The following is a 25,867-nucleotide window of genomic DNA, read 5'->3' on the forward strand; positions in this document are numbered from 1 at the left end:
ATGTCGACACCACCTAACGGCTTAAGTATAGTGCGACACCGTCAAAAGCTTTTACTACGGTACATGAGGTGCGATGGCCATCCGAAAGAAACCAACTCCCGGTTTGCCCGCGCTGGGGGGCGTCCTCGGCTTCGGCGCGTTCCTCGCCCTGCTCAACAGCACCGTCGTGGTCGTGGGGATCGATCGGCTCTCCACAGCGCTGGCCGCGCCGCTCAGCCAGGTCCAGTGGGTCAGCACCGCCTACCTGCTGGCTCTCGCGGTGGCCATACCGGTGGCGGGCTGGGGCACCGACCGCTTCGGTGGCAAGTCGCTCTGGCTGGCCGCGCTGGGCGTCTACCTGGCGGGCAACGTGCTGGCCACCGTCGCCGACTCCATCACACTGCTGGTCACGGCCCGGGTGGTGCAGGGCTTCGGTGCCGGCATGCTCGAACCGATCATGCTGGCGATGCTCACCACCGCCGCCGGCCCGCGCCGGGTGACCAGGGTGCTCAGCCTGATCCAGATCCCGATCACACTCGCCCCGGCGCTCGGCCCGCTGGTCGGCGGGTTGATCATCGACCAGCTGTCCTGGCGCTGGCTGTTCGGCATGAACCTTCCGCTGGGACTGCTGGCGCTGCTCCTGTCGGTGCGAGTGCTGCCGGGCGACCGCCCGGACGCCGACCCGGCACGCCTTGACCTGCGCGGCCTGCTGCTGCTCTCACCCGGTCTCGCGGCGCTGCTCTACGGTCTCACCCGCGCGGGTGAGGGCGGCGCCGCCGGTACCGTCGCGATCATCGCGCCGGTGCTCGGCGGCATGGCGCTCCTGGCCGGTTACATGGCGCACGCGCTCAGGCTCGGCCCCGGCGCGCTGATCGACATCCGGCTGTTCACGGGCGCGAAGTTCACGGCGTCAGGGCTCATCGCCTGCCTGTTCGGCGCGTCGGTTTACGGGATGATGTTCCTGCTTCCGCTCTTCGTCCAGGAGGCGAACGACGCGCCTGCCTGGGCGGCCGGTCTGCAACTCGCCCCGCAGGGCATCGGGACGATCCTGGTGCTGCCGTCCGTCGCCACGCTCAGCGCGCGTTTCGGCGCCAGAGCCACAGTGGTGGCCGGGATGTCGCTGGCCGCGCTCAGCACGCTGCCCTTCACACTGGACGGCCTGGCCACCGGGCTCCTCACCGCGTCGTTGCTGGTGCGCGGGGCCGGGCTCGGCGCCGTACTCGGGCCCGCGCTGGCCGCCGCGTACGGCTCCATCAGGCCGGACGCCACCGCCCGGGCCAGCAGCGCCCTGGTGGTACTCATCCAGCTCGGCGGTGCGGCCGGCACCGCGCTCCTCGCAGTCGTGCTGCAACGGCAGCCTCCCGACGCCGGTGCGGCCGCGTTCGGGAACACGTTCTGGTGGGCTCTGGCGATCTGCGTGCTCGGCGCGCTACTCGCCCTCCGCCTGCCCGGAAAACTCGATGACAGGAAGGAAACACATGTCTGAGAACGGCAAGTTCGCGGTGGTCACCGGAGCCAGTAAGGGCATCGGGCTGGCCGTCGTGAGGGCGCTGGCCGAAGACGGCTACCGGGTGGCCGCAGGGGCACGCACGATCAGCGCGGAACTGAAGGATCTCGCGGCACTCGCCGTCGAGGTCGATCTGGCCACGCCCGACGGCCCGGGACGGCTCGTCGACGCGGCACTCGGCGAGTTCGACGGGATCGACCTGCTGGTGAACAACGTCGGCGGCTCCGGGCCCCGGCCCGGCGGATTCCTGTCGGCCACCGACGAGGACTGGCAGCAGACTTTCGACCTGACCCTGTGGAGCGCCGTGCGGGCCACCAGAGCCGCGCTGCCGAGCATCGTGGCACGGCGCGGCCACGTGGTGAACATCGGTTCGGTCAACTCACGCCTCGCGCTGCCGTTCCTGGTGGACTACTCGGCTGCCAAGGCCGCGCTGGCCAATCTCGGCAAGGCGCTCGCCGAGGAGTTCGGATCGCAAGGGGTGCGGGTGAACACGATCGCCCCGGGGCCGGTGCGCACCTCGGTCTGGACGGAGCCCGGCGGCACCGGAGAAGCGCTGGCGCGTCAGGCAGGCCTGCCATTCGACGGCTTCGTCGCGGACATCCCGGCCGCGACGAACCTGTCGACCGGGCAGATGACCGAGCCGGACGAGGTCGCTGCGCTCGTGCTGTTCCTCGTTTCCGGGAAAGCACCGAACATCAGCGGCTCGGAACTGGTCATCGACGGCGGCATGCTGAAGCAGGTCTAGCCGGATCCGGTATCCCCGCCCTAGCGGCAGGCGACATCGCGGCCGTCGTCGCCGCATCGGCGGGGTCACCGCGCTGACCACCGTGCCGCCGACGACGGCGGCGACGGTGGCAGCCGGCGCACTCGTTCGCGACATCGCACTGGACGGGCCGGTGACCGTCAGCCCGGCACGGCCTCGGTGAGGACCTCGATCAGCGACTCGGTGGTGGGCGCGGTGGCCAGGCCGCCCTGGGCGATGCGGGCGTTGCCCCCGCCACCGCCGCCCAGCCGCCGGGTGGCGCTCTCGACCAACGCGTCGGCGCGCAGGCGGTCTCCCAGGCTCGCCGGGACGCTGACCACCAGGGTCTGCTTCCCCTCCGAGGCGGTCCAGAGCAGGACGACCCGGTCGCGTTCGCCGGCGGCGCGCCGGGCCTCTTCGCGCAGGCCGCCGACCGCGCCGTCCGCCTGGGCCAGCATGACCGGGATGTCGTTGACCACGGTCTCGACGGTGTTCGCGAGCGTCGCGGTGTCGCGTTCCGCCTTCGGTGTCCTGGCCGCCTCCACGAGGCGGCGCGCCGCGGACACGACGTCCTTCTGCGACGTCCGCAGCGTGGCCACCACGTCCGACAGCGCCGCCGCCTGCGCGAGGGAGTGGTCCACCGCGCGCCGCCGCGTCACCGCGACGACGCGGCGGACGCCCGAGGCGGCGCTCTGCTCGGACACGATGCGGAACGAGCCGAGCTGTGACGTGTGCTCCACATGCGTGCCGCCGCACAGCTCCCTGGAGAAGTCGCCGAACGACAGCACGCGCACCGCCGCCTGGCCGTAGTCCTCGCCCTCCAGCGACACGGCGCCGGACGCCTTCGCCTCCTCCGGCGGCATGACCTCCACACGGCGCGGCGCGTCGGTCAGGATCCAGTCGTTGACCAGCCGCTCGACCGCGGCGAGCTCCTCGCGCGCCGGCGGGCCGGGGTGGGTGAAGTCGAACCGCAGCCGCCGCGGCTCGACCAGCGAGCCCGCCTGGCGTACGTGCGGGCCCAGCACCGCGCGCAGGGCCGCGTTCAGCAGGTGCGTCGCGGTGTGGTTCGCCGCCGTGTCCGCGCGGGAGGACGGGTCCACGGTGAGCGACACGGTGTCGCCGACCCGCAGGACTCCCGTGCGGACGCTGACCCGGTGCAGGTAGCCGCCGCCGGCGTGCACGACGGTGTCGCTGATCTCGCCGAGCGCCTCGTCGCGGCCGACGGCGCGTACGGTGCCGCGGTCGCCGATCTGCCCGCCGCCCTCACCGTAGAAGGGCGTGCGGTCCACGATCAGGTCGGCGTCGGAGCCGGCCGCGACCGCGTCCACGGTCGTACCGCCGGAGAAGAGCGTCAGGATCGTGCCCTCGGCCGACAGCGTGTCATGGCCGAGGAACTCCGTCGCCGGGCGGCTCGCGACCGCGGCGGGCAGCACGTCGTCCGCCCGGAGCCGCTGATCCGTCCTGGTGCCGCGGCTGAGCTCCCTGTGCCGCCGCAGCGCGCCGTCGAACTCCTCGCGGTCGAGGCTCACGCCCCGCGCGGCGGCCAGGTCACGGGTGATCTCCACCGGTAGCCCGTACGTCGCGAACAGGTGGAACGCGTCCGCGCCGCTCACCCGGCCGTGCCGGGCGACGACCCGGTCGAGCCGGTCGAGACCGCGCCGGACGGTGTCGCCGAACTCGTCGCGCTCGCCGATGATCGCCGCCGTGACCGCCGCCTGCTCGGCGACCAGGTGCGGGTGCGCCGGGCCGAGCGAGCGCACGACCGCGTCGACGACCGGCGCGACCTCGAAGCGCTCCCGTCCGCGGCCCATCGCCATGGTCACGCACTTGCGGATGAGGCGGCGCGGGATGTAGCCGCGGCCCTCGTTGCCCGGCCGGACGCCGTCGGACATGATCGCGACGGCCGCGCGCAGGTGGTCGGCGATCACCCGGTGATGGTGCAGGACCTCGCCGCTCTCGCCCAGGACGTCCTGGACCGTACGGACCAGCGGCGCGAAGAGGCTCGTGTCGTAGACGCTGTCGAGGCCGTTCAGCGCCAGCTCCATGCGCTCCAGGCCGGAGCCGGTGTCGACGCTGGTGAACGGCAGCGGCCGCAGCACTCCGTCCAGCCCCTTGTCGAACTGCATGAAGACGCCGGCGTTCCAGATCTCGATGTAGCGCCGGCTCGTGTCGAATTCGCCGCCGGGCACGTACGCGGGTCCGAACTCCTCGCCGGTGTCGAGGAAGACCTCCGTGCACGGCCCGCAGGGACCGCTCTGGCCCGCCGGGCCCCAGAAGTTGTCCTCCGCGGGCAGCGCGACGATGTGGTCGCGCGGGACGCCGGCCCGTTCCCAGGCGCGCGCCGACTCCTCGTCCGCCGGCAGGCCCAGCGTCTCGTCGCCGCCGAACACGCTGACGTAAAGACGCCGTGGGTCCAGGCCGAAGTCGCCGGTCAGCAGGGCGTACGCGAGCTCGACCGCGCGCTCTTTGAAGTAGTGGCCGATCGACCAGCTGCCGAGCATCTCGAAGTAGGTGATGTGGTGGCGGTCGCCGACGTCGTCGATGTCCTTGGTGCGGACGCAGCCCTGGACGTCGCACAGGTCCGGTGCGGGCGGGACCTTCTCCCCGGTGAAGTATTTCTTCAGCGGTGCCATCCCGGCGTTGACGAACAGCAGCGTCGGATCGCCCACCGGCACGAGCGAGGCGCCCTCGATGCGCCGGTGGCCGTTGCGTTCGAAGAAACGCAGAAAGGTCTCACGGATGGTGTCGCCGTCCGTCGCGGGCACCGTACCGCCCTCCCTCCGGTCGGCCGGAATCCGGCCGTCCAGGTCGTTCACGTGTTCGCGGCATCGTAGGAAGGCGGCGTGCGGGGACACGAACGAATTTCCCCGCCGGAAGGCCGCCGGCGGCCGGGATCGGCCGCGCTGGTCCCGCGCCTCCGAGGGTCCTACGGTGGCGTTGTTCGCATGATCGGCAGCCGACGGGGGAGCCCATGCCCGAGTTCTCATCCCTGCACCCGGGGGATCCCCGCAGGCTCGGCCGCTACCGCCTGAAGGGACGTCTCGGGGAGGGCGGCCAAGGCGTCGTCTACGCGGCGACCGGCCCGGACGGCTCCCGCGTGGCGGTGAAGGTCCTGCACACCGGATGGGCGGCGGACGGCATGGCGCGGCGGAGTTTCGAGAAGGAGGTGGCGGCGGCCCGGCGGGTGGCGCCGTTCTGCGTCGCCCAGGTGCTGGACGCGAACCTGTCGAAGTCTCCCCCGTTCATCGTCACGGAGTTCGTCGACGGTCCCACGCTCCTGCGGTCGGTACGGGACGAGGGCCCGCGGTCGGGCCCGGCGCTGCACCGGCTCGCGGTGGCCACCGCGACGGCGCTCGCCGCGATCCACGAGGCCGGCGTCGTGCACCGTGACTTCAAGCCGGCCAACGTGCTGCTCGGTGCCGACGGCCCACGAGTGATCGACTTCGGCATCGCCCGTACGCTCGACGGCGGTCCCACGTTGACCGGCGGCATCGTCGGCACGCCGTCGTACATGGCGCCGGAGCAGTTCGAGGAGCGGACGATCGGGCCGGCGGCCGACGTGTTCGCCTGGGGCTGCGTGCTGGTGTTCGCGGCGTCGGGCTCCCCGCCGTTCGCCGGGGAGAGCATCGCCGCGATCGGCAACCGCGTCCTGCGGGGGAAGCCCGACCTCGGCCCGCTGTCCGGGCCGCTGCGGGACATCGTCCTGGCGTGCCTGGCCAAGGACGAGCGGGCGCGCCCGTCAATGCGCGACGTGCTGATCTGGCTGCTCGGCCGGCCGGACGCGCGGCAGGCGCCGATCGGGGAGGCGCTCGTCGCGGGCCGCCGGACGTCCGTGCTGCCCGACGACCAACTGCCCGACACGAGCGCGCCACCGCCCGGCACCGTGCCGGGCGGGCGCATGGGCCGTCGCGGCCCGGTGGTCGCGGCCGCGGCCGTCGCGGCCGCCGCCGTGATCACCACGGCCGGACTGGTGGTCTGGCCTGGCCTGCGCGGAAACGGCGCCGTCCATCGGCCCACGCCACCGCCCTCCGCGTCCGCGTCGGCGTCCGCCGACTTCCGCGACACCGGTCAGCTGTCCCGTACGCCCCGTCTCGGCCTGGAGTTCTGGCAGGGTGGTGCCCCGGACGCCATGTCGTTCGCCCACCGTGGCGACAAGGACGTCGTGACGGTGAAGATGAAGAAGGCGCCGTTCGAACTGCGGTTCCCGAAACAGGCCGAGGACGTCGCCGTGGAGGTCTGCGCCTGGACCGACGACAGCGTCTTCAACCTCCGGAACGGCGCGTCGGTCGCCGAGAACCCCTGCTTCCGGCCGGGCACCGGGCTCGCGGACTACGAGTACGGCAGCGGCACGCTGTTCCTGAACAACGAGAGCCACAACGAGTTCGTCGGCACGAGGATCACCCACCAGTCCGCCGACCAGGACAAGGTCTACCTCGCCCAGACCTGGCGTGACCGGCGGAGGACTCCCCTGCGGCAGCGGCGGGGCGACGTGTACCTGACGATCTTCATCGACAAGAACAAGGACGGGACGGCCCAGCTCACCAGCCCCGCCGAGTACGAGTTCGTCGTCCTGCACTTCTGACCGTCGCGCGGAGCGCCGGACGACGGTCAGAACTCGCCTCGCCCGTCAAGAGTCACCGCACGCGCTCAGGCGTGCGGGCGGAACGCCACGCGCACGCAGCCGTCCTTCTTGTGCTTGAACATGTCATAGCCACGGGGCGCGTCGTCGAGCGGCATCTCGTGGGTGGCCAGCTGGCGTGTGGAAAGTTCCCCGGCCGCCATGCGCTTGAGCAGCATCGGGATGTAGCGGTGCCCGTGCTGCTGCGCCCCGGCGAACACCAGGCCCTTGTTCATCAGCATGCCGAGCGGGAACCGGTCCACCATGCCGCCGAACACGCCGAGCACGAACACCGAACCGCCCTTGCAACAAGCATGGATCGCCTCGCGTACCGCGATGGGCCGGTCCTGCTGCATGTGGAGCTGCTGTTTGACCCGGTCGTAGGCGTACTGGCCGTCCGGGGCGCCGGTGGCCTCCATGCCGACCGCCTCGATGCACACGTCCGGGCCGCGTCCGCCCGTACGCTCGTACAGGTCGGCCGGCACGTCCGTCTGGGAGAAGTCGATCGTCTCGACGTCCATGTACCGCTCGGCCATGGCGAGCCGCTCGGGCAGCCGGTCGATGACGATGACGCGTTCGGCGCCGAGAAGCTGTGCCGCGCGTGCCGCCATCTGGCCGACGCCGCCCGCGCCCCACACCGCGACGACGTCGCCGGGCTTCACGCCGCCCATGTGGGCGCCCATCCATCCGGTCGGCGCGGCGTCGGAGGCGTACAGCGCGTCCAGGTCGCTGACGCCGTCGGGCACCGGGAAGGTGCCGAAGTCGGCGAACGGGACCCGGATGTATTCGGAGTGGCTGCCCTTGAACCCGCCCATCGCGTGGGAGTAGCCGTACACGCCGCCGGTCTCGAAGCCGAGCGTGTCGCGGGCCAGTTCCCAGTTGGGGTTGGTGTTGTCGCACAGCGACCACAGGTCGTGCGTGCAGTACCAGCACCGGCCGCAGCCGATGAAGGAGCACACGACGACCCGCTCGCCGACCTTGCGGCGGCGGACCCCGCGGCCGATGTCGACGATCTCCCCCATGAACTCGTGGCCGATGACGTCGCCCGCCTGCATGGTGGGGACGAAGCCGTCGATGAGGTGCAGGTCCGATCCGCAGGTCGTGCTCAGCGTGACCTTGACGATCGCGTCCTGGTCGTTGAGGATCTGCGGGTCGGGGACCCGCTCGACCGACAGCCGGTTCACGCCCTCCCAGCACAGTGCCTTCACAGCCGGCCTCCTCGACGGCCGGCGAACTCCAGGAGCTTGCCCGCCTGCGCGGGTTCCGCGGCGGCCGGCCAGTCGCCGCGCAGCACCTCCCCGTTCTCGATGATCGCCTTGGCCTCGCGGAGCGCCCGCTCGACCATGCGCCGGGGATCCTCTTCGGGATGCCGGTCGACCATTCCGGCGATCTTCGTACGCGGCAGGTCGCGCAGCCGCGCGCCGAGCTCGGTGCCGCGGTCGCCGGGCGCGGGAGCGATCTTGATGTCGACCGCGTCGCCGAGCCGGGTGATCGGCTCCGGGAGGTCGGCCCGCGAGGCCAGCCGCTGCGGCGAGCAGTTGACGGTCACCATGATCCAGCGATTCTTGAGCGCGCGTTCCCGCGCGGGCCGGTGGATCGCCCAGCGGGCGACGCCCATGCCGGCCGCCAGCAGCCCCAGCCCGCCGGCGACCCGCTTCATGTTCGGGGTCATGACCGACGGCATCGCCGTGGGCATCCTCTCGGCGATCCCCGCGGGCATGGTCATCCGGCCCGCCATCCGGCTCGGCATGCGGCCGGGCATCCGCGTCCCCATCCGGCCGGGCATGCGCCGTGTCATACGCGCGGGCATCCGCCCCGCCATCCGCGAGGGTCTGCGTCCCATCATCTGACCGGGCATGTACTCGGCCATACGAGCGGACATCCGCCCCGCCATCCGCGAAGGCTTGCGCCCCATCATCTGACCGGGCATGTACTCGGCCATGCGCGCGGGCATCCGGCCCATCATGCCGCCCGGCGTCCGGCCGGGCAGGTACTCCGCCATGCGGGCGGGCATGCGCGCCGCCGTCTTGGCGGCCTGGGCGGCGGACGTACGCCCGCGGGTGGGGGCGCTCATGCCCCGGGCGCGGCGACCGAGGTCCTGACAGGCGCTGAGGATCTTTTGGGCCGAGGGCGCGAGCGATCCGTCGCGCATGATTCGGCGTCTGGGTATTCTCTCGGCGGCGAAGCGCCACCCGCGGATCTGCTGCTGCATGCGTCGGCACCGTTCGTGTGTCGCTGGAATATCGCTCTGACCTGCGATGGTGCCGTACCCGCGCCGACCCGCGCGTCATGCGCGGCACGCGGCCCAGTGACGAAGCTTTACCGCCGCCGCACTCCGGCTTTGCCCGGAGTCAGCGGACCGCGCCCACTCCGGCCAGCACCCAGGACGTGCCACCGCCGGTCTCGCCGCGGACGTCGGGGTGCCACTCCGGCGCCGGAACGAGCCCGGGGGGCACCAGGTCCAAACCGCCGAACAGGCGCTCGATCCGCTCCCGTGGCCGCAGTACGGCCGGGGCCGTGGAGTTCGCGTAGGCGGCCGTTATCGTCGCGACCTTGTCCTCCCGCTGCCCCGTGCCGGTGATCGTCGAGATCACCACCCGGCTGCCCGGCGGCACCGCCTCGGCGAACCTGCGCACGAGCCCGGCGGCCTCCTCGTCGTCGGGCACGAACTGCAGCACCGAGACGAACAACACCGCCACCGGCTCGTCGAAGTCGATCAGTGCCTTGAGCCGGGGATCGCCGAGGATCGCCTCCGGCTCCCGCATGTCCGCCCCGATGAAGGTGGTGTGGTCGTCCCTGGCCAGCATCGCCTCGCCGTGGGCGAGCACGATCGGATCGTTGTCGACGTACACGACGCGGGTCTCGGGCGCGACCTCCTGGGCGACCTCGTGCACGTTGCCCTCGGTGGGCAGGCCGGTGCCCAGGTCGACGAACTGCCGGATGCCGGTCTCCAGCGTCAGATGGCGGACCACGCGGCGCAGGAAGGCGCGGTTCTCCCGCGCGACCCGCCGGCCCTCGGGCATGACCGCCAGGATCGACTCGGCGGCCTCGCGGTCGACCGCGAAGTTGTCCTTGCCGCCGAGGTAGTAGTTGTAGAGGCGCGCAGGGCTGGGTTTGGTGACATCGGCTCGCTGCGCCGCCGGCGACACCGGCTCGTCTTGCGGCTCCGGCACGGCACGCTCCTCCCCGAACGACTCGCGGGAGCATCGTATCGGCAGAAATTTCCTATCGCACCGCGAATGCGTCTCATCGGGAAACCTCTATGACCACCGGAACATACCGCCCCGGAACACTAAAAGCCGTGCGTAACCAATCCTTTACTCATCGTTATCCGATTACGGGTGTCAAGCCGTCAGGAACCCCGAATAACGTCAGTACGAATAATCGGTAACGCCGCCGTATTTCGCGATCCGTGGGGAGGCCGAATGAACGCCTGGCTCCGGCGTCATCTGCGGAGGCGCCCGAGGGAAGACGCCGCCGGGACGCCGCGGGAAGACGGTGTCAGGGAAGACGGTGTCAGGGCCCCTGCGCGCGACCGGGGCCCCGGCCACCGCCACCGTGCTCCGGCCGGCGCCGGGCATCCGCCGGCGCCGAGGGACCAGAGGCCCACGAAGGCGGTGCGCGAGCTGGGCATCGCCGGAGCCGTCCTCCGGGCGGTGGAGCGGCGGGCGGCCGGCCGGCCCGTACGGCGGGCGCGCGTACGCGCCGGCGCCCTGCTCCACATCAGCGGCCCCGCGCTCAACCAGGCGTTCATCACGGTGTCCGACGGCACCGTGGCGGACGGCGCGCACCTCGACGTGGTCGTCGAGCCGGTGCGGCTCGGCTGCCGGTCGTGCGGGCGCGTCGTGACGTCCGACCGGATTCTCGCCGTCTGCTCCGGCTGCGGCGGAACCCGGCTGGACCTGCACAGCGGCGACGGGCTCGTGCTGGAGTCCGTCGAGTTCACCGAGTCCGAGCGGAGACACGAGCCGTCGGCCTGAGCGCGCGGCCCGGCTCCGGCGCCGGTTCAGGTCCGGCGTCGTCTGCGGGAAAGTCTCCTGGGCTGGACCCGCCCCATCCGCGGCGAGGACGGCATGACCGGCGCCTCCGTCCTGCCCCCGATCGGGCCGGTCACGCGCTCCAGCTCGGGCCGCAGGCCGGCCATCATCGCGCGATAGGCGTCCGGATCCATCGACCGGCCGATGGTGAGGGCGCGAGTGGCCATCGTCGCCTCCTCCTCGAACGCCTCGTCCGCCGCCACGAGGTGACGGTAGAGCTCCGCGGCGGCCTCCATGCCGTGCAGCGCCTCGTCCGGCCGGCCGAGGACGGCGAGCATGAAGGCGGTCGGCATCAGCGCACGGGCTACCCCGCCACGGTCCGCGAGGGAGTCCTGAGGCGTCAGTGTCCGGCTCAGGGTGACGGCCTCGCGGAGGTGGAGAAGGGCGTTCTCGACATCGCCCAGGTGGGCGTGCCAGTAGGCGAGCTTGGCCACGATCCTGGCGCGGGTCGCGCGGTGTGCGGCCGACGCGGGCGCGGGCGGCTCGCCGATCACGGCCAGGGCCTCGGCCGTGCGTTCGACGGCCTGCCGGTAACGCCGTGCCGCGCCGTGCAACGTGCCGAGGTTCGCCAGGGAGGTGGCGAGGTCGAGCCCGAACGCGGCGGGGTTCGTCTCGGCCATCGCCCGGTAGAGCCGGGCGGCCTCCTCGGCGGCCTGGAGCGCCTCGGCCCTGTCCTTGGCCCGGCTCAGGTCCTGGGACCGGTTCACGAGCGCGCGGGCCAGGTCGGGGGTGAAGGCGGCCGGGTCGTCGGCGGCGAGGCGCTGGAAGATCTTCAGCCCGCTGTACGTCGCGGCCCTGGCCTGCCGGTCGGAGCCCTGCTGTGCCAGCCGGTTGCCCAGGTTCAGGTACGCCCGGCCGAGCCCCGCCTCCGCCCCGGCGTCCTTGTTCGGCTGCGTCTCGCGGGCCTGTACGACCAGGTACGCCAGGTCCAGCGCCTCGCGGTGCCGTCCCGTGTGGGACATGGTGATCTCGAGGGCGTCCATGCCGGTCGCCAGCCCCTCCCCGGCGGCCGCCGGATCGTCGCCGACCGCTTGGTGGAAGAGCGAGACCGCCTCCCGCAGTGGGGCGTACGCGGCCGTGTGCCTGCCCTCGTGCGCCAGGGCGATGCCCTGGTTGAGCAGTGCCCACGCATGGTCGACGCGTGTCTCGGCGGCGCGCGAGGCCGGCAGCGAGCGGAACAGCTCCACGGCGCGGTCGAAGCTCGCGTGCGCCCGGTCGCCGAGGCCCGCGTTGCCTTCGCGCAGGCCGAGCTCACAGTGCAGCTTCGCCCGTTCTCCGGGGTCCTTCGCCGTCGCGAGGCGGTGTCCGGTCAAGGCCTCGACGCAGGCCAGGCTGCCGACGTCGAGATCGACGTGATGGGCGGGGAGGTGCGGTTCGATCGCCTCCAGGACGGCCGGGTCCAGATGCGGCAGTCCGGCGAGGGTGACGAGAGAGGCTCCTCCGGCGGCCAGGGCGAGCCGGGGCCGCCGGCGCAACAGCGGGGAGAGCTGCGTCCGGGCGACGTGCTCCCATCGCGCCGCGGTCTCGATGAGGACCGTGATCGCCTGCCGGGCGTACGGCGGTGTCGTGTCGCCCTCGTCCTCTCCGGCCGTCAGGAGGGCCTCCGGCGCCGTCGCCGCCCACGCGTCCGCGGTGAAGCGGTCGGTGTGACCGGGCGTGAGCAGGGCGATGAAGTCTTCGGCCAGCCGGTCGGGGTACAGCGGTTCGAGCACGGTGGCCTGGTCGCGAGGCGGAAAGCATCGCGCGTGGGCGTCCAGGACCCGCTGCAGGACGGCGGGCTCGCGGGCCAGTCCCGCGCGTTCGGCCACCTCCATGCCCGCGGGGTGGGCGAGAGGGCCGGTGAGCGAGGCGACGAAGACCGTACGGCCCATCGCCTGGGCGTCGACGGCCGGCAGGCCACCGGCGTGCGCGTGCAGGTCCTGCCAGTAGTCGAGCTCGTGGTTCAGCAGGTACTCGGAGAGCCGGGCGGGATCGTCCGGGGCGCTCTCGGCATGCCGGTACGCGTCGACGGCGGCCAGGGCCGCCATGTGGGCCGTCAGCGCGACGCCGTACGCCGGGTCGGTGGTGATCCGGGCCGGCCGGCCCACCGCGTCCGCGGGCACCCCCATCGCCTCGGCGAAGCGGTCCCGCGCCCGGTCGAAGGCGGCCAGCCGCTCGTCCGGCGACGCGGCGAGCAGGGGAAGCGGCATGGCCTCCGCGGTGATGTCCAGGTCGCGTTCCAGCCGATGCGACAGGCCGGACCACCACAGCCCGGAGGCGCGGGCCAGCAGCAGGATCCGGACCCGCTCCCGGCCGGCCAGCTCATCGAGCATGCCGGTGAGGTCGTCCACGGCCCAGCGCTCGGCGTAGTCGACGAGGACGAGGAGCCCGTCCCGGTCCTCGCCCGCCGGGGGCGGGGACTCACGGCGCCGGGAGGTGGATCGCGCGGGCCGTGCGACGCGTACCCGCCAGCCCGCCTCCACCGACAGCCGCGCGAACTGGTCGGCGAGCCGGGTCTTACCCTGCCCGCCCGCGCCGCTGACCAGGCGTACGGAGGCCTGGTCCGGGCGGTCTCGCCAGTCCGTCAACCGCCGGAGCTGCTCGGCCCGACCGGTAAAGTCGACCACCCGGAGCCGGGCCGCCAGGAGCCGGCTCGGCCGGCGGCGCGCCTCCTCCAGGCTCGGCACCGGGGGCGTACGGACCGGTTCCAACCGGTAGGCGGCCGGTTCCACGCGCAGGTCGCCCGCGGCCTGGTAGACGATGGCGCGATCGGTCGCCGTGGCGGTCATGGTGATCGCCTGCCGCTCCGGAAGAGGGGCCGGCCGCGCCGCGCCGCCGGCTCGCGGGAACGGTGGCCGCGCCGGGCTCCCGTCGCTCATGACTCGTTGATGTGCTGGTCGCCGGCCGACTGGTACACGCGTCCGTGCCCGGACGCCGTCGCGTTCATCAGGACGGCGCGTGTCCGTTCGCGGTCCGGCGCGTCGAGCACGGGCAGCAGCTCCTCGTCGAGGACCCGGCGCAGGTCGGCCCCCAAGGCCGGATCCCGGTGCACCAGATCGCGCAGGCGCAGCCGCCACACGCTCGCCAGGACCTGCTCGGTGTCGTCGTCCTGGTCCGCGCGCGCGGCCAGCACCTGGACACGCACCTGCGCCAGTTCGTCCTCCACCGCCTCGGCCTCCGCCGAACCGGCCCGCCGCCACAGGCCGACGACGGCCGCTCGCGCCTGCTGCCACGCGTCGGTCGCCATCGCGCCCACGACGGCCGTGCCCGCCGCCACCAACACCGGGTCCATCGGATGCTCCTCACGACTCCTGGGTGATCCCGGTGCCGGTGCACCGGAGTTGCCCTCTGTCTAGAGGCTCCGGCGGCGGTTTCCCACGGCCTGGCGTTGTTCGGTTGTTCGGGAATTGTTCGCGCAGGTCAGTGCGCTGACGTCGGCCGGCTCACAGCACCAGGTTGAGCAGCATGATGAACACGATCGACACGACCGAGATGATCGTCTCCATGATCGACCACGTCTTGATGGTCTGGCCCACGCTCATCCCGTAGAACTCCTTGACGAGCCAGAAGCCGGCGTCGTTGACGTGGGAGAAGAACAGCGACCCCGAGCCGATGGCCAGCACCAGCAGGGCCGTGTGCGAGGTGCTCATCCCGGCCGTGAGCGGGGCCACGATGCCGGCCGCCGAGATGGTCGCGACGGTGGCCGATCCGGTCGCGAGCCGGATGCCGACCGCGACCAGCCAGCCGAGGAGCAGCGCGGAGATGTTCGCGCCGTTCGCGGCCTGGGTGATGGCCTTGCCGACGCCGGCGTCGACCAGCGTCTGCTTGAAGCCGCCGCCGGCGGCCACGATGAGCATGACGCTCGCGATGGGCGGCAGGGACTCCGCGACGATGCCGGAGATCCGCTCCTTGCCGAACCCGGCCGGCAGCCCGAGCGTGAACATCCCCACGATGACCGCGACGAGCAGGGCGAACAGCGGCGTGCCGATCGCGTCGAGGGCCGTACGGAGGCCGCCGTCGTCCAGCCAGACGTCGGCGACGGCCTTGGCGAGCATGAGCACGACGGGGAGCAGGACGGTCCCGACCGTGAGCCCGAACCCGGGCCGCCGCCGGTTCTCCTCGCCCTCGCGGTCCTCGCCGTCGGCCATCAGACCGGCGGGCGGCTCGGCGTGCACCCAGCGCGCGGCGACCCGGCCGAACAGCGGCCCGGCGATGATCACCGTCGGGACGGCGACGAGCAGCCCGAGGGCGAGGGTGACGCCCAGGTCGGCCTTGACCGTGCTGATCGCGACGAGCGGACCCGGGTGCGGCGGCACCAGGCCGTGCAGCACGGACAGGCCGGCGAGCGCCGGGATGCCGAGGAGCATGAGCGGCCGCCCGGAGCGCCGCGCGACGAGCAGGACCACGGGCACGAGCAGGACCAGGCCGATCTCGAAGAACATCGGCAGTCCGATCAGCACGGCGATGAGCGTCATCGCCCAGGGCAGCATGCGCGCGCCGGACTTGGCGAGGATGGTGTCGACGATCTGGTCCGCCCCGCCGGACTCCGCGAGCAGCTTGCCGAGCATCGCGCCGAGGGCGATGAGGACGCCGACGCTCGCGACGACGTCGCCCACTCCCTTGCTGAAGCTGGTGATCATCTTTTCGAGGGGCATGCCGGCGACGGCGCCGAGCGCTCCGGACCCCAGCGCGAGCGCGAGGAACGGATGGACCTTCAACTGCGTGATCAGTACGACGATGACGGCGACACCGATGACGGCCGCCACGATCAGCCGGGTGTCGTGGCCGGTCCAGGAGGATGCGGCCAGCGCTGGATCAGCGAGCGCTGTCAATGGGGGCTCTCTTCCTGTCGTGAGGCTGGTGGGGGTCGAGGGGGTCATCCCTGGGACAGGTGGGGTACGGCGCCGGCGGCGCCCGGGACGCGATCACGGCGTCCATCCTGACTGCTCTCCCCGCAAACCACCAGGTACCGGACGCCGCCTTCCCCCATCGGCGCGGTCCGGTCAGCGCCCGGCGCGGCGGGACAGCCTGTCCCGGCCCGGTCACCGCGCGCCGCATCCGTCGCCCGCCGGCCGTTTGCGCGAAATATGGAAGATTTATTGTGACGTAACGGGCGAAGTTGTTTACGTCTGGCGGCCTTGACGGCACATACCGCGCCAGCGGAGAGTAGAAGAGATCGCACATTGTGCACTCTTGCGGTCGATTCGGAATGCGATGGCGCATTTATCGCCAGCCGGATAACTCGGTCCGCGGCCGGGTCGCACGAAGGCGTAACGCGCGAAACCGAGGGCAGGAGACGCCGTATCCCGGTGGCGCGGGGATGCGGCGTCGGCGACCCTGCCCGCCGCGGCCGTACCGTCCGGCCGGCGCGAGGGACGACAGTCCCGTTGGGCGATCGGGAGATCCTCCCGGTCGCCCATTACGCCTGCCCGGCCCCCATCCGCGTGGCGCCCGGCGCGCCGGGGTCGCTGGCATATACCCCACAGGGGTAATACCATCGCCAGAGATCACTTCTTGGACGTCCTCGGCCGGAAGGGAGCACGATGGGCGCGATCGGGCATGCGCTGGCGATAGCGGGGTCGATGGCGTGGGAGATCCTCTGGGCGCTGATCCTCGGATTCGCGCTGTCCGCGGTCGTGCAGGCCGTCGTACGGCGGTCGACGATCGTCCGGCTGCTCGGGGACGACCGGCCGGGCACGCTCACCGTCGCGACCGGCCTCGGCGCCGCGTCCTCCTCCTGCTCCTACGCCGCCGTCGCGCTGGCGCGTTCGCTGTTCCGCAAGGGGGCGAGCTTCACGGCCGCGATGGCGTTCGAGATCGCCTCGACCAACCTCGTGATCGAACTCGGCATCGTGCTGGCCCTGCTGATGGGCTGGCAGTTCACCGCGGCCGAGTTCGTCGGCGGGCCCATCATGATCGCGGCCATCGCGCTCCTGTTCCGCCTGTTCCTGCGGGAGCGGCTGCTGCGCGAGGCACGTCACCAGGCCGAACGCGGAATCGCCGGCTCGATGGAGGGCCACGCGGCGATGGACATGGCGGTGCGCCGGGAGGGCTCGTTCCGGCAGCGCCTGTTCTCGCGCGAGGCGCTCACCGCGGTCTCGCACGTGTTCGTCATGGAGTGGGCGGCCATCCTGCGCGACCTCGTCGTCGGGCTGCTCATCGCCGGAGCCGTCGCCGCCTGGGTGCCCGACTCGTTCTGGCGCCACTTCTTCCTGGCCGGACACCCGACGGCGGCAGCGCTCTGGGGCCCGCTCGTCGGGCCGCTGGTCGCCGTGGTCAGCTTCGTCTGCTCGATCGGCAACGTCCCGCTCGCCGCGGTGCTGTGGAACGGCGGCATCAGCTTCGGCGGCGTGATCGCCTTCATCTTCGGCGACCTGATCATCCTGCCGATCATCAACATCTACCGGAAGTACTACGGCATCCGGATGGCCCTGTTCGTCGCCGCGACGTTCTACGCCGCCATGGTCGTCGCCGGGTACCTCGTCGAGCTGATCTTCGGCACGACCGGGCTGGTACCGGAGAAACGCCATGCGGCCGTCATGGCGGCGCATGTCTCCTGGAACTACACGACCTGGCTCAACATCGCCTTCCTGGGCATCACCGCCGTCCTCATCGCCCGCTTCATCCGTACGGGCGGCGTGCCGATGCTGACGATGATGGGCGGCGACCCCGAGAAGGACGAGACGGCCCACCATCACGGGTAGCCGGCACGCTCACCCGCTCGGCAGGCTCCGCGACGCCGGCTGTCATGGCTGCGGAATCGTCAGCCGTTGCACCCGCACGAACAGCCCTTGGGGCAGGAGCAGCTCGAGCCGTGACCACATGAGCAATTGCGCATCATGCCCCGATCGTGCGCCGTGACGGCCGTGACGGCAAGGAACACTATGGTCACCTCCATGCCGACCTGCCCTACCGAACGGCCTTTATGGATGAGACGATCCCGGGTCCCGGATGCAACCGGATCGTTACGCGCGGAGTCCAAGGGCGGCAGGATCTCGGACCCGATGACGGAGGCGTGAGGACTGGATGGGCACCGGTGAGCCGCGGTTCGGCGTGCTCGGCCCGTTGGTGATCGAGGTGGACGGGCGGCCCGTGCCGCCGCCCGGGTCCGCGGTGGTCCGCGGACTGCTCGGCGTGCTGCTGCTCGCGGGGAGACGGCCGCTGACGACCGAGCAGCTGATCGAGCTCGTGTGGGCCGACCGGGCGGACCGTACCGGCCGCGGATCGGTGCAGGCCGCGGTCTCGCGCCTGCGCGACTGGCTGGGCCGGCTGCCGGGTGACACGCCGCCGGTCGAGTACGACGGCGCGGGCTACCGGCTGGTCGTGCCCGCCGAGGCGGTGGACCTCGGCCGGTTCCGCGCGCGGGTGCGGAGCGCCGCGTCCGCCGACGACCCGTCGGTGCGGTGCGAGCTCCTGGAGTCCGCCCTGGACCTGCGGCGGGGACCCGTCCTGGCCGACCTCGACCGTGCCGGGTCGCTCGTCCGCGAGGCCGACGACGGTGTCCGCCGGGCCGCCGTCGCGTTCGCCGAGGCCGCCATCGCGGCGGGCCGGCCCGGCTCGGCGGTGGCGCGGGTGGACGCCCTGGCGGACGAGCACCCGCTGGACGAGGAGCTCCAGGCGAGCCTCATCGAGTTGCTCGCGATCGCCGGACGCCCGGCCGACGCTCTCCGGCGCTACCAGCGCGTACGCGAGCGGATCATCGACGAGATGGGTGTCGAGCCCGGTGCGCGCGTCCAGCGCGCGTACCTCACCGTGCTCGCCCGGGACCGTGACCACGGGCCCGGACCGCTCGTGGAGACCGCGCTGCCGCCGCCCGCCCAGCTCCCGCCCGCGATCGCCGACTTCACCGGCCGGGAGGCGCACGTCCTTCTGCTGGTCCGGGCGATCGAACAGACCGCCACGCCGGTGGTGATCTCCGGGATGGGCGGTGTCGGCAAGACCGCGCTCGCCGTGCACGTCGGGCACCGCGTCGCGGCCCGGTTCCCCGACGGGCAGCTGTACGCCGACCTGGGCGCCGAGCCGGCCGAACCAATGAACCCGGCCCGGGTGCTCGGCGGGTTCCTCACCGCGCTCGGCATCGCCGGGCACGCCGTCCCGGAGTCGCTGGAGGAGCGCAGTGCGCTGTTCCGGAGCCTGCTCGCCGGGCGGCGGGTCCTCGTCGTGCTCGACAACGCCGCCACCGAACGCCAGGTGCGCCCGTTGCTGCCCGGGTCGCCGGGCTCGGCGGTGATCGTGACGAGCCGGGCCCGGCTGACCGGGCTGGAGTCGGCCCGGCCGGTCGAGCTGGAGGTGTTCGGCGCCCGGGAGGCGATCGCGCTGCTGACCCGGATCGCCGGGCCGGAGCGCGTCGAGGCCGAGCCCGAGGCCGCCGCCGAGATCGCCCGGCTCTGCGCGTACGTGCCGCTGGCCGTGCGGATCGCGGGCGCGCGCCTGGCCGGCCGCCGCCGCTGGAGCCTCGGCCATCTGGCCGCGATCCTCGGCGACCAGCACCGGCGGCTCGACGAGCTGTCCACCGGCGATCTCGCGGTCCGCGCCGGTTTCGCGGTCGCCTACGCCCGCCTGCCCGCCGGCGCCCGGGCCCTGTTCCGGCGGCTCGGCCTGCTGGACGTGGGCGAGGTGGCGGACTGGGTGGCCGCCGCGATGCTGGACGCCCCGATGGAGGAGGCGCGGGAACACCTCGAGACGCTGGTGGACGCCCGGCTGCTCGACGTCGGCGGCGCCGACCCGGCCGGGCGGCCCCGCTACCGCTTCCACGATCTGCTGCGCCTGTACGCGCGCGAGCGGTGCTTCGACGAGGAGCCGGAGGCATGGCTCGCGGCGCTGACCCGGGCCTTCAGCGCCTGGCTCGCCCTGGCCGAACGCGCCGCCGAGCAGGTGCCGGGCCCGTGCTACGCGGCCATCCACGGCACCGCGCCCCGGTGGCCGCTGCCGGCCGCCCTCACCGCCGCGGCGCTGCACGACCCGGCCGCCTGGTTCGACGCCGAATGGCCGGCGCTGGTGGCCGCGGTGGGCCAGGCGTGCGACCTCGGCCTCGACGAGTTCGCCTGGGACCTGGCCGGATGCCTGGAGAAGTACTTCGACGTCCGCGTCATGACGGCGGAGTGGCAGGCGGTCCACGAACGCGCCCTGCGGCTCTGCCGCTCCACCGGCAACCGGCTCGGCGAGGCCGTGCTGACCCGCGGGCTGGTCGAGCTGACGACCTGGACCTCGGCCTCGCCGTCGGGCACCGCCATGGCCACGCTGCACGAGCGGTCGCGGCGGCTCCTGGCGATGTTCGAGGAGCTGGGCGAGCCGCGCGGCATGGCCGACGCGCTGGTGAACTGCGCCTGGGCGCTCGTGGCCGAGGGCGACCCGGACGGGGCGCTGGCGGTGGCCGGCCGCGCGCTGGAGCTGGCGCGCGACCACGACCACCTCGGCGGGCAGGCACGCGCGCGCCACATGATGGGCGTCGCCTACGGGCAGGCGCGCGCCGACGCCGCCATCGAGCACCTGACCCACGCGCTCCAGCTCGCACGCGAGCTGGGCAACCCGCGCTTCGAGGCCACCGCGATGCAGTTCCTGGGCGCCGCGCACTGCGCGGCCGGCCGGCTCGACAGCGGTCACGACCTGCTCGTCACGTCGCTCACCATGTGCCACGCGCGCGGCGACCGCTACGCGGAGGCGTTCTCGCTGCTCTACCTCGCCAAGCTGTACGCCGCGCTGGATGATCCCCGCGCACGGCCGACCGCCGAGGCCGTCCTGTCGGTCAGCCGCCGGTACGGCATGCCGCACCACCTGGCCGACGCCCTGAAGGTCCTCGGCGACCTGGACCTGGCCGCCGGGCGGTACGCCTCGGCGACGCTCCGGCTGGAAGAGTCGGTGCAGGTCTGGCGGAGCCGCGGCTGGACCTCCTTCCTCGCCGAGACGCTGCGCAGCCTCGGCCGCGCCCACGCGGGCACCGGCGACACGACGGCCGCGGTGCGCGCTTGGACCGAGGCGCGCACGCTGTTCGAGGAGCTGTCCGACGCGACCGGATCCGCGGAGGTCGCCGCGCTGCTGGAGCAGGCCGGCGCGAACCGGTAAGGCGCGGACGCACTGCGAACGCGGCACGAGGTTGTGCCACGGGTCCGACGGCTCGTATGCGAGTCGCTGGGGCAAGGTCGTTGGAGCAGGTTAGCCCGCCGTCGAGGATGACGTTGTCCACGCCGGTCGTGCGCACCGCGTCGACCAGCGACTGAAGTCAGCCACCTGGTACGCGGTGCCGGCGCACGTGCCGCCGTCGCGCCAGCAGGTCTCCGGGTAAGGCTCGGTCAGCTTCTTGGCCGTGAACGGCCGGGCTTGTGGCTGGGGCGTTCACACCTTGTTGCGCTCCCCGTCGCGCCTGGGTGTCGTGCCGGGGTCGCATCTCCCTCCCCTTTGGGGGTTGGGACGGGCATGCTGACGAATGCCCACGCCACGCACGCGCGTTTGCGGATGTTCGTGGCGGCGATGACATCGGCGGGGCCAGCGAACCCGCACCGGCGACAATCGAAGGTATCGCGGTCGGGCCGGTTGGCCCGCGTGGTGTGCCCGCACCAGGGCACGGGACATTGCTGGGAGGTGTAGGCCGGGTCCACTTCCACGAACGGCACCCCGGCCCGCAGGGCCTTGTACTGGATGAAGGTGCCGAGCTGATGGAACGGCCAGGAGGAGTGCGTGGCCCGCTGGCGCCGCCTGAGCCGTACCCGATCGCGTATCCCGCTCAGTTCCTCCAGCGCGATACCGCGTTCGGTGCGTCGGGCATCGGCCACGATCTGCTTGCTGATCTTGTGGTTCTCGCCTGCGGCGTGCCGCGCCTCCCGTTTTGACCGGCGGGCCAGACGGCGTGCGGCCGACCGGCTTCCCGCGGCTTTCTTGGCCTGCAGTTCGGCGCGCAGCCGGGCTTGGCGCCTGCGATACCTCTGAAGGCCCTTGCCCTGATGATTGTTCCCATCGGAGGTGGTGGCCAGGTTCACGATCCCGCGATCCACCCCGATCCAATCGGTGGGCGCAAACTGCGGGGCCTGTTCGACGTCACAGGTCGCGACCAGGAAGAACATCCCGTCACGGTGCACCAGGTCGGTTTCGCCCTTACGGTGGGCCGCCAAGAATTTCACCTGCCCGGGCTCGCCGGTGAAGGCGATGTCGCGTAGGCGGCCCGCAACCGTCCAAATCGAGACGGTCCGGGCGTCCATCCGCCAGGACAGGCATCGGTCATCGAACGGCTGGGCCGCATCAGGGCGCAGGGTGATGGGCTTGGATAGGGCCTTGCGGCGCCGGCGCGAGTGCTCACTACCCAGCAGGCCCGCCTCGATGTGAGCGTGCAGCGTGGTGTAGGCGTCGGCGACCTTGCGGATCACATGCAGCGCGGGCTGTGCGGACAGCCCGGTCGCCTTCAGATCCGCATAGACGAGCTTTTGCAGCTTCTGCCGGGCGAACACACCCCGGGCGAACGCCACCACCGACACCTCATTGGCCGCGGTGTTACACAAAGCCACGGTCGCCGCCAGCGCCGCCGCCTGCTCAGGCGTTGGCAGCAGCTTCACCTGCACCACCAGCTTCACGGACCGTGACCATACCAACCAACTGCTCAGGGTGGGCCCCAGTCGTTCACGGCGTAGTCCACCGCGCAGCGCACGGCCGCGGTCGCGGGGCTCACGCCGGTGACCAGGCCGCCGAAGACGTCCAGGGCGAGCGCCATAATCGCGGAGATCACGCGTCGGGATCGCATTGGCCACTCCAAAGGGTCGGGGTCGCGATGGGAGCGCTCCCACATGCCGCCCCGACGGTAACTTGACCCCTTACACGGAGAAAAGCCGCTTTCATCGGCATTCACGGAAAACCTTGCGGGCGCGACCTTCTTGGGCTAAATCGTTAGGGAGGCTCCCAATCAAACCTGGTGACGGCCGGCGTCAGGGCCGGACCCGGAAGGTACGGTTATCTATGGTCAGGACACCTTTGATCATGGTGGCGCTCGCGGGGACGATCACCGCGGCGACCGTGACGCCGTCTCACGTCGCCACCGCGGCACCACCTCCCGCCGCCGTCATCGCACCCGGCACCGGCACCACCCCGCTCACCTCCGGCTGGCGCATCCAGTCCTCGTCCGTCGCCGGAGACTCCGGGGCACAGATCTCCCGTCCGGACTACTCCGCGACCGGCTGGCTGCCGCTCTCCCAGCCCGAGACCCTCATGGCGGGCCTGGTGGAGAACGGCAGGTATCCGAACGTCTTCTTCTCCGACCGCCTGAAGAGCGTGCCGAAGGACCAGTTCGACGTGAACTGGTGGTACCGCGAGCAGCTCACCGTGCACCCGCGGGCCGGCGGCGGCCGCACGTACCTGATCATGAACGGGGTGCTGGGCACGGCGGACCTGTGGGTCAACGGCACCAAGGTGGCCGACCGCGCACAGCTGCAGGGCGCCTACTCGCGGTTCGAGTACGACATCACGCCCTACGTCCACGACGGCGCCAACGCGATCGCGCTCGACGTCGCCAGGAACGCCCCGAAGACCTACCTCACCGACAGCCAGCTCGACTGGAACCCGCACGCGCCGGACGAGGGCACGGGCCTGCGGTTCGCGCCACAGCTCGCCCAGGCCGGGCCGATCTCGCTGCGCAACGTCCGCGTCGTGCAGAACAACGCCAAGGACCTCAGCAGCTCCGACCTCACCGTCAAGGCCGACCTGCGCAACGACACCTCCACGGCCCAGCGCGGCGAGCTGGACACCACCATCACGCACGGCAAGACGCGCGTCCACGTGACCGCCACGGCGGACGTCCCCGCGCGGAGCACGCGCACGGTCACGCTCTCCCCCGCCGACCACCGGCAGCTTCACCTGTCCCACCCGGCGATCTGGTGGCCGTACCAGCTGGGCGGCCAGCCGATGTACCACCTCGACGCCGCCGTACGGGCCGGGGGCAAGGAGTCCGACCGGTACGGGGAGGACTTCGGCATCCGCACCGTGACGTCGTCGCTCACGCCCGTCACGGAGGGAAAGACGCACGCGCCCCACGGCTACCGGAAATTCTGGATCAACGGGGTGCCGCTGGTGATCCGCGGCGGCGGGTGGTCGCCCGACATGTTCATGCGCTACTCGCCGCAGAACATCCGCGACCAGCTCGCGTACGTCAAGAACCTCGGCCTGAACACCATCCGGTTCGAGGGCAACCTGCCGCCGGATGACATGTTCACCCAGATGGACCGCGCGGGGATCCTCGCGATGACCGGCTGGCAGTGCTGCGACCGCTGGGAGACCCCGATCTCCACGTGGTCCGACGCCCTCCGGGCGAACGCGGCCAACCAGGCCTCCCGCGTCGCCTCCTGGCTGCGGAACCACCCGAGCGTCTTCACCTGGTTCCAGGGCAGCGACGAGGCGCCGGAGGCGGCCAAGGAGGCGATCTACCTCAAGGCGTTCGCGGACGCGGACTGGCAGACGCCGCAGGTGGCCTCGGCGGAGTACAAGAGCTCGCCGAAGCTCGGTCCGTCCGGCGCCAAGGAGGGCCCGTACAACTACGTGCCGCCGGGCTACTGGTGGGCGAACGGCCCCGAGACGGCGGGCAGCGACCCGAGCTTCACCAACGCCGGCAGCGCCTGGGGGTACGACACCGAGACCAGCGCCGGCAACACCGTGCCGACGCAGGACTCGCTCAACCGCTTCCTGACGCCGGCCGAGCAGGCGAAGATCTGGGACCTGTCCACGACGAAGGGACCGGGCACCGGACCGGACCTGTTCCACGTCGCCGCCACGTACAACAGCTACACGAAGACCGCGCGGATGGGGCAGTACAACACCCCCCTGTGGAACCGCTACGGCTCCTGGTCCGACATGGCCTCGTACCAGAAGATCGCGCAGATGGGCGGGTACGAGGTGACCCGGGCGCAGTTCGAGGCCTACCTCGCGCGCTCGGTCGACCCGGCCAATCCCAGCTCCGGCGTCATCTACTGGATGCTGAACAAGGCGTGGCCGTCGCTGCACTGGAACATCTACAACTACGACTTCGACCAGCCGGGCGTGTACTTCGGGGCGCGCAAGGCCGGCGAGCCGGTGCACATCATGTACGACTACGCCGACGGCTCGGTGAAGGTCTCCAACGTGACCCGCTCCCGGCAGGACGGCCTGACCGCGTCGTCGCGCGTGATCGACCTGAACGGCACCGTACGGGACGAGCGGCGGGTCGCCGTCTCCGGGCTGACCTCGCAGGACGTACGGACGGTGCTGACGCCGAAGGTGCCGGAGCAGACCTCGCCGACCTACTTCCTCGAGCTCACACTGACCAAGGGCGGCCGTACGGTGAGCCGGAACGTCTACTGGCTGTCCACCAAGCCGGACGCGGTCGACTGGGGCAAGACGATCGGCCAGGGCAGCGGGGCCACCTTCAAGCCCGGCGGGTACGCCGACCTGACCGGCCTGCAGAAGCTCCCGGCGGCGAACGTCACGGCGTCGGCGTCGACCCGCCGTGAGGGCGCCGACGCGGTCACCACGGTCACGATCCGCAACACCGGCAAGGCGCCGACGGTCTTCACCCGCGCCGACGTACGGCGAGGCTCGGGCGGCCGGGCGGCGAGCGGCGACAACCAGGTGCTGCCGATCACCTGGAGCGACAACTACGTGACGCTGTGGCCGGGGCAGAGCCAGACACTGACCGCGCGCTACCACGCCGCCGATCTGCGCGGCGCGCATCCGGTGGTCAGCCTCACCGGCCGCAACCTGTCCGACCGGACGATCGCCGCGGGCTAGGGCCGCGGCAGGCAACGTTTGCCCTGTCGCGGTGTGCACTGGCGGGTCGAACGGGAGAGGGAAGAGCGCGGGCTGGTCAGGCGGGTGTCGGAGGACGTGCGGTTCGATATCGGGCGCCTGTTGATCGTGCGTGGCGCGTTAGTGGTCGGGTTCCGTCGTAGGCACTTATTGTAATCGCCTCGTGCCTCGAAGTGATGATGGTGGGCGGGTGGTGCTGCGGACCGCCCGGGTCGGTCTGCGGGTCTCGGCCGGGCAGCGGCGCCGGTGTT

General features: G+C 72.0%; 16 protein-coding genes. 7 read left to right on the top strand and 9 right to left on the bottom strand.

The features are described 5' to 3' along the window. Positions 1-103: 103 nt before the first annotated feature. Positions 104-1,465 carry a DHA2 family efflux MFS transporter permease subunit gene (locus OG417_RS35820; RefSeq protein ID WP_329238446.1) on the top strand — a complete coding sequence of 454 codons (1,362 nt, stop codon included), beginning with the start codon at positions 104-106 and terminating at the stop codon, positions 1,463-1,465. Next, positions 1,458-2,231, top strand: coding sequence for an SDR family NAD(P)-dependent oxidoreductase (locus tag OG417_RS35825; protein ID WP_329238448.1), 774 nt, complete (start codon positions 1,458-1,460; stop codon positions 2,229-2,231). Before OG417_RS35820 ends, OG417_RS35825 begins: the two co-directional genes overlap by 8 nt. Before the next feature lie 158 nt (positions 2,232-2,389). On the opposite strand, the gene alaS is transcribed toward OG417_RS35825, so the two are convergent. Further along, positions 2,390-5,044 carry an alanine--tRNA ligase gene (alaS, locus tag OG417_RS35830; RefSeq protein WP_329238451.1) on the bottom strand — a complete coding sequence of 885 codons (2,655 nt, stop codon included), beginning with the start codon at positions 5,042-5,044 and terminating at the stop codon, positions 2,390-2,392. A gap of 155 nt (positions 5,045-5,199) precedes the next feature. Here alaS and OG417_RS35835 point away from each other — a divergent pair, with 155 nt between their 5' ends. After that, positions 5,200-6,810, top strand: coding sequence for a serine/threonine-protein kinase (locus OG417_RS35835; protein WP_329238453.1), 1,611 nt, complete (start codon positions 5,200-5,202; stop codon positions 6,808-6,810). A 65-nt stretch (positions 6,811-6,875) separates the two neighbouring features. Here OG417_RS35835 and OG417_RS35840 read toward each other — a convergent pair whose 3' ends face one another. The 3 genes from OG417_RS35840 to OG417_RS35850 all read right to left on the bottom strand — a co-directional run bounded on the left by OG417_RS35840 (position 6,876) and on the right by OG417_RS35850 (position 10,019). Further along, on the bottom strand, positions 6,876-8,054 hold the full coding sequence (locus tag OG417_RS35840; RefSeq protein WP_329238455.1) for a zinc-dependent alcohol dehydrogenase: 1,179 nt from the start codon (positions 8,052-8,054) through the stop codon (positions 6,876-6,878). After that, positions 8,051-8,998 (bottom strand): hypothetical protein, encoded by a 948-nt coding sequence (locus OG417_RS35845; protein WP_329238458.1) that lies wholly within the window; start codon positions 8,996-8,998, stop codon positions 8,051-8,053. Before OG417_RS35845 ends, OG417_RS35840 begins: the two co-directional genes overlap by 4 nt. 199 nt (positions 8,999-9,197) lie before the next feature. Further along, entirely contained in the window at positions 9,198-10,019 is an 822-nt protein-coding gene (locus OG417_RS35850) for an SAM-dependent methyltransferase (RefSeq protein WP_329238461.1), read from the bottom strand. A 444-nt stretch (positions 10,020-10,463) separates the two neighbouring features. Between OG417_RS35850 and OG417_RS35855 the strand changes: the two genes are divergently transcribed. Then, positions 10,464-10,826: a hydrogenase maturation nickel metallochaperone HypA gene (locus OG417_RS35855; RefSeq protein ID WP_329238463.1), complete on the top strand. Its 363-nt coding sequence runs from the start codon at positions 10,464-10,466 to the stop codon at positions 10,824-10,826. 26 nt (positions 10,827-10,852) lie between these two features. Here OG417_RS35855 and OG417_RS35860 read toward each other — a convergent pair whose 3' ends face one another. The 3 genes from OG417_RS35860 to OG417_RS35870 all read right to left on the bottom strand — a co-directional run bounded on the left by OG417_RS35860 (position 10,853) and on the right by OG417_RS35870 (position 15,694). Beyond that, the gene (locus OG417_RS35860) at positions 10,853-13,741 is read right to left on the bottom strand and encodes a hypothetical protein (RefSeq protein WP_329238466.1); all 2,889 of its coding nucleotides are present in this window, start codon (positions 13,739-13,741) and stop codon (positions 10,853-10,855) included. After that, complete coding sequence (locus OG417_RS35865) at positions 13,738-14,154, bottom strand: hypothetical protein (RefSeq protein ID WP_329238468.1); 417 nt, start codon at positions 14,152-14,154, stop codon at positions 13,738-13,740. The genes OG417_RS35860 and OG417_RS35865 overlap by 4 nt, the downstream gene beginning before the upstream one ends. A gap of 151 nt (positions 14,155-14,305) precedes the next feature. Next, positions 14,306-15,694, bottom strand: coding sequence for a GntT/GntP/DsdX family permease (locus tag OG417_RS35870; protein WP_329238471.1), 1,389 nt, complete (start codon positions 15,692-15,694; stop codon positions 14,306-14,308). A 711-nt stretch (positions 15,695-16,405) separates the two neighbouring features. Between OG417_RS35870 and OG417_RS35875 the strand changes: the two genes are divergently transcribed. Further along, positions 16,406-17,566, top strand: a complete 1,161-nt coding sequence (locus tag OG417_RS35875; RefSeq protein ID WP_329238474.1) for a permease — start codon at positions 16,406-16,408, stop codon at positions 17,564-17,566. A gap of 322 nt (positions 17,567-17,888) precedes the next feature. Further along, a complete protein-coding gene (locus tag OG417_RS35880) occupies positions 17,889-20,924 on the top strand; it encodes an AfsR/SARP family transcriptional regulator (RefSeq protein ID WP_329238478.1) in 3,036 nt (1,011 codons plus the stop codon). Between the two features lie 227 nt (positions 20,925-21,151). Here OG417_RS35880 and OG417_RS35885 read toward each other — a convergent pair whose 3' ends face one another. Together OG417_RS35885 and OG417_RS35890 are read right to left on the bottom strand one after the other, a co-directional pair. After that, positions 21,152-22,423, bottom strand: coding sequence for an RNA-guided endonuclease InsQ/TnpB family protein (locus tag OG417_RS35885; RefSeq protein WP_329238481.1), 1,272 nt, complete (start codon positions 22,421-22,423; stop codon positions 21,152-21,154). 26 nt (positions 22,424-22,449) lie between these two features. Then, entirely contained in the window at positions 22,450-22,590 is a 141-nt protein-coding gene (locus OG417_RS35890) for a hypothetical protein (protein WP_329238483.1), read from the bottom strand. A 212-nt stretch (positions 22,591-22,802) separates the two neighbouring features. Between OG417_RS35890 and OG417_RS35895 the strand changes: the two genes are divergently transcribed. Continuing rightward, positions 22,803-25,598 (top strand): glycoside hydrolase family 2 protein, encoded by a 2,796-nt coding sequence (locus OG417_RS35895; protein WP_329238486.1) that lies wholly within the window; start codon positions 22,803-22,805, stop codon positions 25,596-25,598. Positions 25,599-25,867 lie beyond the last annotated feature (269 nt).

This window comes from Actinoallomurus sp. NBC_01490 (assembly GCF_036227085.1).
Taxonomy (GTDB): domain Bacteria; phylum Actinomycetota; class Actinomycetes; order Streptosporangiales; family Streptosporangiaceae; genus Actinoallomurus; species Actinoallomurus oryzae.

Bases quoted from the DNA above. Each gene is read 5' to 3' on its own strand.
- OG417_RS35825 (WP_329238448.1), top strand. From the start codon at position 1,458: ATGTCTGAGAACGGCAAGTTCGCGGTGGTCACCGGAGCCAGTAAGGGC.
- OG417_RS35835 (WP_329238453.1), top strand. From the start codon at position 5,200: ATGCCCGAGTTCTCATCCCTGCACCCGGGGGATCCCCGCAGGCTCGGC.
- OG417_RS35845 (WP_329238458.1), bottom strand. From the start codon at position 8,998: ATGCGCGACGGATCGCTCGCGCCCTCGGCCCAAAAGATCCTCAGCGCC.
- OG417_RS35860 (WP_329238466.1), bottom strand. From the start codon at position 13,741: ATGAGCGACGGGAGCCCGGCGCGGCCACCGTTCCCGCGAGCCGGCGGC.
- OG417_RS35865 (WP_329238468.1), bottom strand. From the start codon at position 14,154: ATGGACCCGGTGTTGGTGGCGGCGGGCACGGCCGTCGTGGGCGCGATG.
- OG417_RS35875 (WP_329238474.1), top strand. From the start codon at position 16,406: ATGGGCGCGATCGGGCATGCGCTGGCGATAGCGGGGTCGATGGCGTGG.
- OG417_RS35880 (WP_329238478.1), top strand. From the start codon at position 17,889: ATGGGCACCGGTGAGCCGCGGTTCGGCGTGCTCGGCCCGTTGGTGATC.
- OG417_RS35890 (WP_329238483.1), bottom strand. From the start codon at position 22,590: ATGCGATCCCGACGCGTGATCTCCGCGATTATGGCGCTCGCCCTGGAC.
- OG417_RS35895 (WP_329238486.1), top strand. From the start codon at position 22,803: ATGGTCAGGACACCTTTGATCATGGTGGCGCTCGCGGGGACGATCACC.